The organism is Paenibacillus rhizovicinus (assembly GCF_010365285.1).
Taxonomy (GTDB): domain Bacteria; phylum Bacillota; class Bacilli; order Paenibacillales; family Paenibacillaceae; genus Paenibacillus_Z; species Paenibacillus_Z rhizovicinus.
Window position 1 is genome coordinate 4002157 of the sequence record NZ_CP048286.1, and the last position, 13026, is coordinate 4015182.

Annotated in this window: 12 protein-coding genes; 9 read left to right on the top strand and 3 right to left on the bottom strand. The window is 57.9% G+C overall.

The window, feature by feature from the left end; genetic code table 11:
• Positions 1-73: 73 nt before the first annotated feature.
• Positions 74-1390, bottom strand: a complete 1317-nt coding sequence (locus GZH47_RS17990) for an ABC transporter substrate-binding protein (protein ID WP_162642334.1) — start codon at positions 1388-1390, stop codon at positions 74-76.
• 300 nt (positions 1391-1690) lie between these two features.
• Between GZH47_RS17990 and GZH47_RS17995 the strand changes: the two genes are divergently transcribed.
• The 5 genes from GZH47_RS17995 (at position 1691) to GZH47_RS18015 (ending at position 5893) form a co-directional block, all read left to right on the top strand.
• The gene (locus GZH47_RS17995; RefSeq protein ID WP_162642336.1) at positions 1691-2590 is read left to right on the top strand and encodes a DUF72 domain-containing protein; all 900 of its coding nucleotides are present in this window, start codon (positions 1691-1693) and stop codon (positions 2588-2590) included.
• A gap of 95 nt (positions 2591-2685) precedes the next feature.
• A complete protein-coding gene (locus GZH47_RS18000; RefSeq protein ID WP_162642338.1) occupies positions 2686-3111 on the top strand; it encodes an RrF2 family transcriptional regulator in 426 nt (141 codons plus the stop codon).
• A 69-nt stretch (positions 3112-3180) separates the two neighbouring features.
• Complete coding sequence (trxA, locus tag GZH47_RS18005) at positions 3181-3492, top strand: thioredoxin (protein WP_162642340.1); 312 nt, start codon at positions 3181-3183, stop codon at positions 3490-3492.
• Between the two features lie 221 nt (positions 3493-3713).
• Positions 3714-4961, top strand: a complete 1248-nt coding sequence (locus GZH47_RS18010) for a molybdopterin-dependent oxidoreductase (protein WP_192043524.1) — start codon at positions 3714-3716, stop codon at positions 4959-4961.
• 167 nt (positions 4962-5128) lie between these two features.
• Entirely contained in the window at positions 5129-5893 is a 765-nt protein-coding gene (locus GZH47_RS18015) for a MerR family transcriptional regulator (RefSeq protein ID WP_162642346.1), read from the top strand.
• A 137-nt stretch (positions 5894-6030) separates the two neighbouring features.
• Here GZH47_RS18015 and GZH47_RS33860 read toward each other — a convergent pair whose 3' ends face one another.
• The gene (locus GZH47_RS33860) at positions 6031-6177 is read right to left on the bottom strand and encodes a hypothetical protein (RefSeq protein ID WP_192043525.1); all 147 of its coding nucleotides are present in this window, start codon (positions 6175-6177) and stop codon (positions 6031-6033) included.
• 171 nt (positions 6178-6348) lie between these two features.
• Here GZH47_RS33860 and ychF point away from each other — a divergent pair, with 171 nt between their 5' ends.
• From ychF to spoIIR, 4 genes are all read left to right on the top strand, one after another.
• Positions 6349-7449, top strand: a complete 1101-nt coding sequence (gene ychF, locus GZH47_RS18020; RefSeq protein ID WP_162642348.1) for a redox-regulated ATPase YchF — start codon at positions 6349-6351, stop codon at positions 7447-7449.
• 234 nt (positions 7450-7683) lie between these two features.
• Positions 7684-8757 (top strand): peptide chain release factor 1, encoded by a 1074-nt coding sequence (gene prfA, locus GZH47_RS18025; RefSeq protein WP_162642351.1) that lies wholly within the window; start codon positions 7684-7686, stop codon positions 8755-8757.
• Positions 8758-9280: 523 nt separating this feature from the next.
• A complete protein-coding gene (locus tag GZH47_RS18030; RefSeq protein ID WP_162645313.1) occupies positions 9281-10291 on the top strand; it encodes a N5-glutamine methyltransferase family protein in 1011 nt (336 codons plus the stop codon).
• A gap of 233 nt (positions 10292-10524) precedes the next feature.
• Positions 10525-11298 (top strand): stage II sporulation protein R, encoded by a 774-nt coding sequence (gene spoIIR / locus GZH47_RS18035; protein ID WP_162642353.1) that lies wholly within the window; start codon positions 10525-10527, stop codon positions 11296-11298.
• Positions 11299-11385: 87 nt separating this feature from the next.
• Here spoIIR and GZH47_RS18040 read toward each other — a convergent pair whose 3' ends face one another.
• A complete protein-coding gene (locus GZH47_RS18040) occupies positions 11386-12849 on the bottom strand; it encodes an MDR family MFS transporter (RefSeq protein WP_162642357.1) in 1464 nt (487 codons plus the stop codon).
• Between the last annotated feature and the right edge of the window lie 177 nt (positions 12850-13026).

Consider the following 13026-nt stretch of genomic DNA (forward strand, 5'->3'; position numbering starts at 1 on the left):
CCTTAGGAGGGAAATGAACGAAACGGTAAACGATGGGTGGCTGCATGCCACCCATCGTCCTTCAAGCTTCCGTTTATTTATTCAAATTGGCGCGCTGATCCGCCCAGAACTGATCCCATTTCTTAAGCGTATCGTCGACCGACACGTTGCCGAGCAGCAGCGATTGGCCGCTCTCCATGGCGACTTGACCCCATTGGCTCGTTCCCGGATACTTCGTGTTCGCTTTCAAGTTGACGAATTCGTCCGGCTTGGAAGCCATGAGCAGCAGCGTTTTGTACATATCCGTCTGGAAGAACGGATCTTCGCTCGCCGACTTGTGGATCGGAATGAGTGCGGTTTTCTTGGCGAAGTACGTGTTCTGTTCCGGGCTCGACAGGAAGGCGATCAGCTTGAATGCTTCGTCCTTATGCTTCGAGTAGGAGGTGATGCCCCAGCCGCCGCCGCCCGTCGCTGTGAACGCTTTGCCGCTCGGACCTTTCGGCATCGGCGCCGTGCCGATCGTATTGACGTCCATCTTCTCCATCAGGGCCGGAATCGCGTCCGGATCCTGCAGCAGGATGCCGGTAACGCCCGAAGTGAACGCCTGCACCTGCTCCTGATAACCCCAGTTGATCGAGTCCTTCGGCGAGCCTTCCTTGTACAGCTTGACGTACAGCTCCAGCGCTTGCTTCGCTTCCGGCGTCGAATACATCGTCTTGCCGTCCTTCAGGAACGTGGAGTCGTCATGATCGATATTATCGAAATTGTAGTTCATGATGATCGTATCCGGAACGCCGTTCGCGCCCGCGCCGCCGCGGAACGAGAAGCCGTAGCGGTTCTTGCTCGGATCCGTCAGCTTGATCGCGGCGTCCACCATCTCTTGGTAATTCGTCGGCGCCGGGATGCCCTTCTCCTGGAACCAATCCTTGCGGTAGAACATCTGGCGCTGGTACATGCCGTTCGTGATGAAGTACAGCTTGTCGTTCAGGGTAGCGACCGATTTGGCCACGTCGACCTCGGTCGCGTAGTCCGGCCAGTTCTTCACGTAATCGTTCAGGGGCTCCAGATAGCCGTTGTTGGAGAACTCGGAAACGGTCAGGTCGCGGACTTCCAGCACGTCGAGGGTCTGCTTGGCGCCCAGAATGGTCTTGATCTTGTTGTCGGCTTGGTCGAAAGGAGGCGAGATCAATTCCACTTTGATGTTCGGATTGGCTGCTTCGAATTTGGAAATCATTTCGTTCAATACGGTCGTGCGTGCCGGACTGGTCAGACTTTCAATCATGCGCAGCGTGACTTTGCCGCCAGAACCGCCGCTGCTACCGCCGTTGTCGCCGCAGCCGGCTAGAACGCCCAAGAACAGAATGCCTGCGGTCGCGCCGAATAACATCTTGTTGTTTCTCTTTGCCACCATTTGAAATGCCTCCTTTTTTAATGAGCAAGCCCTCCATCAGACTGGAGCAGGTTCCCAAACCACCCAAACATACCCTCTGCCTATCTGATAGGCTCATTGTAGATGAGAGCGCTTTATATTTCAATCCATTTTCTAACTATTTAAAATTATATTTATTTTCTGAAAATGGTCTTTTTCGGCGTCGGAAGGGGCCGCAATAATAGTAAGAGAAACCGGTCCGTTTGCTTTGCCCGAATGATGAACGTACACTGAATTGGAATCGAGATCGCGGCGAACAAGGTTGAAAGGAGGCGGGCGGGCATGATCGAAATCGGGTTGTGCGGCTGGGGCGACCATTCCGAGCTGTACCGGGAAGCAGGTGCTTCGCGAAGCAAGCTGCCGATTTACGCCCAATGGTTTCGGGTAGTAGAAGTAGACAGCACGTTCTACGCGATTCAGGCCCCGCACATTATGGCGAAGTGGGCAAGCGAAACGCCGGACGGTTTCCGTTTCGTGATTAAGGCGTATCAAGGCATGACCGGCCATGCCCGCGGCGGTAATGGCAAATTCCATCCTTTCGACAGCGAGACGGCGATGTTCGGGGCGTTCCTGGACGCGATCGCGCCGATTCGGGCGGCAGGCAAGCTGCTGACCGTCCTGTTCCAGTACCCGCCTTGGTTCGCCTGCACGCGTAAGAACGTCGATACGCTGCGAACCGCGAAAGCCCGTATGGGCGATGTTCCTTGCGCGCTTGAGTTTCGCCACCAGAGCTGGTTCACGGACGAAATGCGGGAGAAGACGCTTGCTTTCGCGCGGCGGGAAGGCTGGATGCACACCGTCTGCGACGAACCCCAGGCGGGGGACGGGTCGATTCCGATCGTGGAGGCCGCGACGGACGACGCGATGACCATCGTTCGGCTGCATGGCCGCAACACGGAAGGCTGGGTGTCGGGCGGACAGCCGAACTGGCGGGATGTGCGCTACTTATATCGTTACAACGAGACGGAGCTGGCGGATTGGGCGCAGCGGCTGCGGCGGCTCGAGCGGCTGTCGGACGAGGTATGCGTGCTGTTCAACAATAACTCCGGCGGAGATGCCGCGGATAATGCGCTGCAGGCGATGGCGATGCTGGGACAGCTGCCGCCTCGCGGATCGTTCGCGCTGGTGCCGCCGGCCGAGGAACCGGAGCAGCTCGACCTGTTCGGGAACGCGGATGAATAAGACGGGCGTTTTTTAACAAAATAAACAGGTAGCCGCCGTTGACAGTTCCAACTGTAACTGATATGATTACAGTACAAAGCGGGGTGCCGTAAACCATGAACAGTGAATTCACGATTGCCGTCCACAGTTTAGTTTACTTGGCTTATTTGCCGGAGCGCATGGCGCCTAGCGAAGCGATCGCCGAGAACGTCTCTACGAATCCGGCTCGCATTCGCAAAGTGATGAGCTGCTTGAAGCGCGGAGGCTACGTCGACACGCGGGAGGGCGCGGGCGGCGGATACCGGTTAACGCTGGACCCGGCGGTCGTCAATTTAGCCGATATTTATCGGCTCATGGCGCAAGGCTCCGTTATTCCGAGCTGGTGCTCGGGCGATCCGGATATGGATTGCGTCGTCGGCTCCAACATGCGGGAAGTGATGGATGGGATTTTCTGCAGGGCGGAGAAGCAGCTGGAGGCGTATTTCGGCGGCATAACCATTTCGGACGTCCTGGTCCAGATCAAGGAATGCAAGAATTGCTAGTCCCTTTTCGGTGAGACGGGTACCACCCTTCCCATAGCTTCGAACTTATTGTAGAGAGGATGATTGAACATGGCACAAGTACTAACGAAAGACAACTTTAACCAAAGCATCGAGAGCGGCGTAACGCTCGTAGATTTCTGGGCACCATGGTGCGGACCTTGCAAAATGCAGCTTCCGATCGTCGAGGAGCTTTCCTCCGAGCTTGCCGGCACGGCGACGATCGGCAAAATCAACGTCGACGAAGAGCCGGAACTGGCTTCCCAATTCGGCGTAATGTCCATCCCTACGCTGATCCTGTTCAAAGACGGTCAACCTGTCGATAAAATGGTCGGCCTGCAATCCAAGGACGCGTTGAAAAACAAAATCCAAGGCCAAGTCTAAGACTTGAGCGCGCAAGCAAACCCCCGCACCGTTCCGGTGCGGGGGTTTGAGCGTTATGAGGCGTTTTTTTCGTGCTTGACGGCATACATATGAAATCGTGAATGAACGACACGGCAATCGAACCGTTTTGCACTGCGAATGCGTTATACTTATAAGAGATGAATCTGTTCGAATTCAAGCAGGGAAACCTTATCCATTCGGACGAAAGGGAGGCTGTTCCGGTGCAAAAATGGCTGGCTCGCATACGCAAAGGCTACGGCAAGAAGCTTACTTCGCTCCATGCGTGGAACGGTTGGATTGTCGTCATTCTGGCCTTTACGGGGCTGATCTTGTTTCAAGGACTGTGGCGCGGCATCCTTGGCGAAGGCCGGGTCCTTATCCGGGAGCTTCACATCGTTGTCGGCATCGCATCGCTCGTCCCGGTGGTTTATTACTTGCTGCTGGCCGGCAAGCATTGGAAGCAGCTCAGGGGCAAGGCGTGGCAGAAGGTCAACGTCGTCATCGTGCTCGCGCTGCTGGTCGGCTGGCTGTTATCGGGTCTGTTGCTTTGGCAGTTCAGGGCCGTAGGTCCGCGTTGGTCCGGCCATGCGCTTCAAGTGCATGATTTGCTGACTTGGATCGGACTGCCGTACGTGATTTATCACTCCATTACGCGGCTCAAGTGGCTGAAGGAACCGCATCGCCGCACGGTGAAGACCGGACGCGTCAGCGAGGGAACCGGCGCTCGCGCCGCCGTTCATCCGGCGGCGGGGCCGGGAGCCGTTATGACGCGCAGCACGTTCATTAAGACGGCGATCGGCGCCGGAATTGCGATTACGGTGGGGCCTTCCTTCCTGAATTGGCTCGGCAATCAGCTGAGCGGCGGCACGACCTTCGACGAGGCGGTGGCCACGGATGCCAACAAGCTGCTTCCGGCGCCGGCGCCTATGCCTGGCTCCAGTCCGCCGATCGGCGGCGGAAGCAAGGGGTCATTCCGGATTTACACCGTTACGCCGATCCCGAAATTCGACAACGCCAGTTTTTCGTTTACCATCGACGGACTGGTGGAGAAGAAGCTGCAGTGGAACTGGGAGCAGTTCGTGGCGCTGAAGCGCGAGGTGCAGGTCAGCGATTTCCACTGCGTCACGGGCTGGTCCGTGTATAACAATACGTGGGAAGGCATCAAGCTGAAGGACTTTCTGAAGATGGCAGGCGTGAAGCCGGGCGCGAAAACGGTCAAGTTCTACTCCGGCGACGGCGTGTATACGGACGCGCTGACACTGGAGCAGGCGGACATGGACGATGTCCTCGTTGCGGTTATGCATGACGGGAAGCCGATACCGAGCGATCTTGGCGGTCCCGTACGGCTCGTCGTGCCGAAGATGTACACCTATAAGTCCGTGAAGTGGCTGAACCGGATCGAGCTGATCGACGGCGAGCATATCGGGTATTGGGAGCAGCGCGGATACTCGAACGATGCTTGGGTGTAGGATAACGATAGATGCAAACCCGGTGCCGGGAGGTGCCGGGTTTTGTTTCGTCCGGGTGCGGCAGGGCAAGAATCGTCATGCGGCAGCAGCGATATTTTCCCGGTGATAACAGGTTTGACATTCACGTTACGTAAAGGTGTAGAGTGGGGTTATCGGGAGGTGAGCAGGTGGAATACACCGTGCAAAAGCTGGGCAGGCTTGCGGGCATCAGCACGCGGACGCTCCGATTCTACGACGAGATCGGCATCTTGAAGCCGGCGAGGACGAATTCGTCCGGCTACCGGATTTACGGGCAGGCCGAGGTGGATAAGCTGCAGCAGATTTTATTTTACCGGGAGCTTGGCGTCAATCTGGATCAGATCAAAGCCATCGTGACCGATCCGTCCTTCGACGGCGCCGCGGCGCTAAGGCAGCATCGCGACCGGCTTCTCGATAAACGCAAACAGCTCGATGCGCTGATCGGCAACGTGGAGCGGACGATCGCATCGGCCGAAGGGAGAACGGACATGAGCGACCAAGAGAAATTCGAAGGCTTCAAGCAGCGGATGATTGACGAGAACGAGCAGAAATACGGCAAGGAAGCGCGGGAGAAGTACGGCGACGATGCGGTCAACAAGTCGAACGCTAAGCTGAAGGGCATGTCGCAGGAGCGGCATGAGCGGTTGAACCGGCTCACGCAGGAAGTGAAGGATACGCTCGCGGATGCCTTCAGGACCGGGGATCCGGCCAGCGAGCTCGCCCAGAAGGCAGCGGATCTGCATCGGCAGTGGCTGACGTTCCATTGGGACGGCTACAGCAAGGAAGCCCATGCGAATCTGGCGCAGATGTACGTGGACGACGAGCGCTTCACCGCGTATTACGACGAGAAGCAGCCTGGGACGGCGGTTTTTCTTAGGGATGCGGTGCATATTTACACTGGCGCCCGCGGATAGCGGACAGCAGTGAAGATCATGCTTCAGATTACGAATAGGGGTGCCGGCGGGTCGGCGAAGACCTGACCGGGCACCCCTTCGTCATGCGGAAAATGCCGTTGCGGCACATTTGAAATGGGAGCAATCCTGCGGGAGCTCTACTTGTCGGTTTTCTTCTTCACGCTGCTGTAGTTGGTGACGGATTTGGCGTCTTCCAGCGTATCGTTGACGAAGGCCATGTCCTGATTCTTGGCGTTCATATTGGTGGTGCCTTTGTAATTGCCTTTATGCGTTTGATTCTCCATGCTCGCTCACCTCCAACGGGTAGTATGCGATGGCCGGGCCGGCCTTAATCAAATCCGAAGGGGAAAATCAGGCGAAATTACGGCATCTCCCAGGCGAACATCCTTTCAATCCGATGAGTCATCGGGTATAATGTCCTGAGATTGTTTATTACGGAACAGGGGTGTCTTGCAATGGCTTTGAAGGCTGGTATCGTCGGCCTGCCGAACGTGGGCAAATCGACATTGTTTAACGCAATTACGCAGGCGGGCGCGGAGTCCGCAAACTATCCGTTTTGCACCATCGACCCGAACGTCGGCGTCGTTGAAGTGCCGGATGAGCGTTTGGATAAATTGACGGAATTGGTCGTGCCGAACAAAACGGTACCGACCGCGTTCGAATTCATCGATATCGCGGGCATCGTGAAAGGCGCGAGCAAAGGCGAAGGCCTCGGCAACAAATTCCTCGCCCATATCCGCGAAGTAGATGCGATCGTGCACGTCGTACGCTGCTTCCAAGACGACAACATTACGCATGTCTCCGGCAAAGTGGATCCGATCGGCGACATCAACACGATCAACCTCGAGCTGATTCTGGCGGATATCGACTCCGTGGACCGCAAGATCGAGCGTTCCCGCAAGAACCTCAAGGGCGGCGACAAGAAAGTGGTCCAAGAGCTGGAAACGCTGGAGCGTATCAAAGAAGCGCTGTACAACGATCAGCCGGCGCGCAGCCTGGACCTCTCGGAAGACGAGAAAGCGCTCGTGCGCGATCTTCACCTGCTGACGATGAAGCCGGTGCTGTACGCGGCGAACGTGAGCGAAGGCGAAGCGGCCAACTCCGACGGCAACAGCTTTGTCGAGCTCGTGCGCGAATTCGCGAAAGCGGAAGGCGCGGAAGTGGTGCCGATCAGCGCGAAGGTAGAAGCCGAAATCGCGGAGCTGGAAGGCGAAGACAAGGAAATGTTCCTCGAAGAGCTCGGCTTGACGGAATCCGGTCTGAACCGTTTGATCCGCGCGGCTTACAAGCTGCTCGGTTTGTACACGTATTTCACGGCGGGCGTGCAGGAAGTTCGCGCTTGGACGATCCGCAAAGGGATGAAAGCTCCGCAAGCGGCAGGCGTCATTCATACGGATTTCGAACGCGGCTTTATCCGCGCCGAAGTCGTTTCTTACGACGATCTGATGGCGGCGGGCTCGATGAACGCGGCCAAGGAACGCGGCCAGCTTCGCCTCGAAGGCAAAGAGTATATCGTGCAGGACGGCGACGTGATGCATTTCCGTTTCAACGTATAGTTATCCAGAGGAGAGGACTCGGGCAGCCGGGTCCTTTTCGCCGTGGACGGGTGCCGGGGCTTGGAACGGCTGCTGCATGCTTCCTTTTCTCCATAATTGTCACGTTTATCGATTGCGGCGCGTTATGTTATACTGAGAAGACCAAGGCGAAACGGCTGCTGCTTCCTTCTGGCGGCGCGGCGCGTTTCAAACCGGATTGGATTTATTCTAAAAACGATATAGAGGTGAATGACAGTGTTGGACCGTTTACAGGCACTCGCCGACCGTTACGAGAAACTGAGCGAGCTGTTGTGCGATCCGGATGTGGCCAGCGATCCGAAGCGGCTGCGCGAACTCTCCAAAGAGCAGTCCGATTTGCAGCCCGTTTACACAGCATATACAGAATACAAGCAAGTGTCCGAACAGCTCGAAGATGCGAAAGCGATGCAGAACGAGAAGCTTGACGACGAAATGCGCGAAATGGTGAAGATGGAAATCGATGAACTGAGCCCGCGCTTGACGCAGCTGGAAGAAGAGATTCATATTCTGCTGCTGCCGAAAGACCCGAACGACGACAAGAACGTCATTGTCGAGATCCGCGGCGCGGCCGGCGGCGACGAGGCGGCTTTGTTCGCATCGGATTTGTACCGGATGTACATGAAATTCGCGGATACGCAAGGCTGGCGCGTGGAGCTGATGGAGGCGAGCGAGAGCGATCTCGGCGGCTTCAAGGAGGTCATCTTCATGGTGACGGGCAAAGGCGCGTACAGCAAGCTGAAATACGAGAGCGGCGCGCATCGCGTACAGCGTATTCCAGTGACGGAGTCCGGCGGCCGGATTCATACGTCGACTTCGACAGTAGCCGTTATGCCGGAGGTCGAAGAAGTCGAAGTCGAAATTCTGGATAAAGACATTCGCGTCGATACGTACTGCTCCAGCGGTGCGGGCGGCCAGTCCGTTAATACGACGAAATCCGCCGTGCGCGTGCTTCACGTGCCGACGGGCATCATGGCGCAATGTCAGGACGGCAAGTCCCAGAACGAGAACAAGGCGAAGGCGCTCCAAGTGCTTCGCGCGCGGATTTCGGACTTGAAGCGTCAAGAGGAAGAAGCGAAGTACGCCGGCGAACGGAAGAGCAAAGTCGGTACGGGCGACCGCAGCGAGCGGATTCGCACGTACAACTATCCGCAAAGCCGAGTGACGGATCACCGCATCGGCCTGACGCTGCACAAGCTGGATTCCGTGCTGAACGGCGACATGGAAGAGATCATCAACGCGCTGACGCTGACGGCGCAGACGGAATTGATGGAACGCGAGAATCTGGCGTAATCGTCTGAATAGATGCAATGAACGGGAGCAGCCTTGGGGAGAATGCTGAAAGGAATTTCAGCGCTTTCCGTTGGTGGGCTCCCGTTTTTGCCGCGTAATGGCGGATATGAACGGTTGGACGAGCGTAGTGAGTGAGTCGGGGAGCAACTGGACGGAGCAGTCGGATGGATAAACGGATGGACAAGCCGATGGAATAGACGGATGGAGAGGCGGGGTGCGGATGGCGGAGCATGAGGGTCGGGAAGACCATAAGGTGGATATAGCCAATGATGCCGATGGAACCGGCGATGCTGAAGAGAATCTCGGAAAGGCCAACGAGGCTGGCGATGCTGAAGGGAATGCCGGAAAGGCCAAAGAGGTCGGCGATGCTGAAGAGAACGTCGGAAAGTTCAAAAAGGCCGGATTGTCACTGCCTGGCGGCATGGTCGGCGAAGAAGTGGCTGCCTTATTAAACACGGAGGGAGTCGGCGTATCGCTGCTGTACCCGATGACGATCGCGGATGTTTGCCTGAAAGCGACCGCGATGCTGCAGGCGCGCGGCATCGCGGAACCTCGCAATAATGCGGAGCTGCTGCTTCTGCATGTGCTGGGCCTGACTCGCGCGGAGCTGCTGCGCGATTGGCGGGAGCTGTTCCCGCCGCAGCATGCGAAGCGATGGCACGAGCTGCTGGCTCGCAAGGCGGCGGGCGAGCCCGTGCAATATTTGATCGGCGAGCAGTGGTTCTATGGCTTGCCGTTTACGGTGACGCCGGCGGTGCTGATTCCGCGGCCGGAGACGGAGCTGCTCGTGGAGGCCGTGCTGGAAGCGGCCGACCGGCTGTGGCCGAAGGCGGCGGGAGCCGAGGAAGCCGGCGGGCTCGCCGGGGGCGAGGGAGAGGCGGGCGACGAGCAGGGTCTTGGGGGACCGGCTGAGGAGCTGCCGGCCGGTGCCGCGGGTGCCGGCGGGGCGCAGCTTGACGCGGCCGCCGGCAGGGCTGCCGTGCCGACGGTGGTCGATGTCGGCACGGGAAGCGGCGCCATCGGCGTGACGCTGGCGGCGCTGCGTCCGCGATGGCGGGTGTGCGCGTCCGACCTGTCGCCGGACGCGCTGGCGGTCGCCCGCACGAACGCGGCGCGCCATGAAGCGGCGGCGCGCATGACGTTCGTGCAGGGCGACCTGCTCGGGCCGTTCGCGCAGCCGCGGCCCGATAGTGACGTCGACGCGGCCGGGGGCATAGCCGGCCTGCGCATCGACGTGCTCGTCTCCAACCCGCCGTACATTCCGGCGGGCGACATTTCCGGCCTGCAGCCGGAGGTGCGCGATCACGAGCCGCGTCTTGCGCTCGACGGCGGCGACGATGGCCTCACGCCTTACCGGCGCATGGCCGAGCAGCTCAAGCAGCTGTCCGCCCTGCCGCGCATCGTAGGCTTCGAGCTGGGCATCGGCCAAGCGGAAGCCGTTGCCGACCTGCTCCGCGGCATCGGCGCCTGGCGCGAAGTCCGCATCATACCCGACTACGCGGGCATTGACCGGCACGTACTGGCGGTGGAGTAGCGCAGACTAGAGCGTCCTGTAAGCACGGAACTAGTCTTCCAGCTACTTGAAAGAAGCTCTGGCTACGCGGCCGGAGCTTCTTTTGTCGCGGCTGCGGCTGCGTTAATTTGCCATAAGGGCTTTTTGCTAGATTGCTAGGTTTAGAGACCGCCATCGCCGGACATACTGGGAATATTATCGTTCCGGAACGCAAGCCGCCGCACCGACGGGTGCCACAAAGGAGCTTGTGTCAAATGATCCGCACTTATTCCCGTTTTCCTTATCGTCCGGTGTATGGCTACGTTCTTCTGATTGCGGCAATTCTTCTGATGAGCTGGGAAAACCAGCGCGCCGACGCGGCGATTGCCGGCGGCAGCATTCCTGCGGAGTCCATCCGCCTGCGTATTCTCGCCAATTCGGACAGCGCACTCGACCAACTGGTGAAACGCGACGTGCGCGACGCCGTCGTCGAAGAAATGAAAACCTGGGTAGCCGGTCCGCAAACGATCGAGGAAGCCCGCGGTACGATTACTGCGCACATCGGTGATATCAATGCCATCATTGCCGCGAAGCTGGCATCGCGCGGTTTCAACTATGGCTATAAGGCGGAGCTGGGCATCGTCCCGTTCCCCACGAAAATATACGGCACGGAAGTCTATCCCGCAGGCAACTACGAAGCGCTCCGCATCACCCTCGGCGCAGGCGCCGGACAGAACTGGTGGTGCGTACTGTTCCCGCCGCTCTGCTTCGTGGACGCGGTAAGCGGCGAAGCCTCGACGCCGGCGGCAGCGGCAGTCACGACTGCATCGGCCAAAGCGGAAGATTCGCAATCGCAGCAGAACGGCGTTACGGCAAAAGCCGACGCTAAAAATACTTCGGTGAAAGCATCGGCAGATAACAAAGCAAGCGGGAGCGTTCAGCAAGCCGATGCAAGCAGCAACGATGAGGCGAAGCAGCCGGAAGTGAAGTTTTTCCTCTGGGAAATTCTCAAAGCTATCTTCAGCTTCTTCAAGCATCTGTTTAGCTAGAGACGACAAAAAGGCTCACTCGCACGTATGCGAATGAGCCTTTTGTTGTTTAGAAGACGAATGAGTCCGAGCTGAGCGGAGTGCTGCTTACGCAGCGGCTTTCTCCGGCTCCGGCTCGGCTTTGGCTTGCTTCAGCTTCGGAAGGAACAGGCAGACCGGAAGCGCGATAATCGCGATAATCGAAGCGATCAGATAGACGTCGTCGACGCTCATCGTGAAGGACATGATCGTGATATGCGTTTTGTCCGTTGCGCCGGCTTTGACGAAATCCTGCGCATGCCTGGCTGCCCGCGAAGACAGCAAGGACGTGAAGACCGCGATCGCGAACGAGCCGAGCACGTTGCGGACCCAGTTGTTGATCGACGAGGCGTGGCCGCTGAACTGCTTCGGCACGGCCTCCATGCCCGCGTTGCTTGCAGGCATCATCGCGAACGAAATACCGATATTCCGAATGATCATGCAGAAGATGATATACCGGTGCGAGATATCGACGCTGAGCCAGCTGAGCGGCAAGGTGCCGGCAGCCATCAGGATGATGCCGACGCAGAGCAGCAAGCGCGGACCGACTTTGGTGTACAATTTGCCGACGATCGGCATCATGAACGCCATCGCGAGGGATGCCGGCAGCAGGATCAAGCCCGTGTCGAGCGGCGTGACGGATTGGATGTTCTGCAGGAATACCGGCGTCAGGAACGTACCGGAATACAGGCTGATCGTAATGATGCTCGTGATCAGCAGCGCAACGCTGTACCGGCTGATTTTCAGCACGCGCAGATTAAGCAGCGGCGCATCCGTCGCCAGCTCGCGCCAGATGAACAGCCCCAGGAACACGATGCCGGTGATGAACAGCGAGAGCGTCTGCGCCGATCCCCAGCCCCATTCGTTTCCGTGGGACAAGGCGACGAGCAGCGTGGAACTGCTGACGATGACCGTCACGAAGCCGATGAGATCGAATTTCTTCGGCACGTTGAGCCGGTAGTACGGAATGTAGATGCTGATCAGGATGATGCCGACGACGGCAATAGGTACGTTCAGCCAGAACAGCCAGTGCCACGAGACGTTGTCGAGAAGCCAGCCGCTGTACGTGGGGCCGATAGCCGGAGCCAGCATGGACGAGGCCGCCCAGAGCGAAATCGCCATGGCGATTTTCTCGCGCGGGATGATCTGGTACACGATTGCCATCGTGATCGGCGAAATCATGCCGGTAAACGCCCCTTGCAGGATGCGGAACGCGATAAGCGATTCCACGTTCCAAGCGAGCGCGCAGCAGATGCTGGCAATCGTAAAACCGGACATGGCGAACAGGAAAAGCCGCTTGTAGCTGAACCGTTCCCCGAAATAGCCCGTTATCGGAGCAAAGGTGCCCATGGCGAGCATAAAGCCCGTCAAGGTCCACTGCGTCGTGCTGAGCTCTGTGTGAAAACGTTCCGTAAGCACCGGAATCGCGATGTTGATCGTGCTGACATTGAGCACCGAGACGAAACTGCCGAAGAAGATGGCAATCATGATCGGCAAGATGCGGACTTGCTTGTTTGGAACTGAATCTTGCATGAATGAGTGCCTCCTAATTTCCGTATATGTCTCTGATGACATATAAAATAGCTTTAGAAGCATAACGCGCCATATTCCCGAAGTCAAAGGCGCTTCAGGGCCGCAGCGGGCGCGGGGAGGCAATTGAAACGCATACAAGAGGGCGGGAGACTCGTTTTTCTCTATAATGCTACCGCA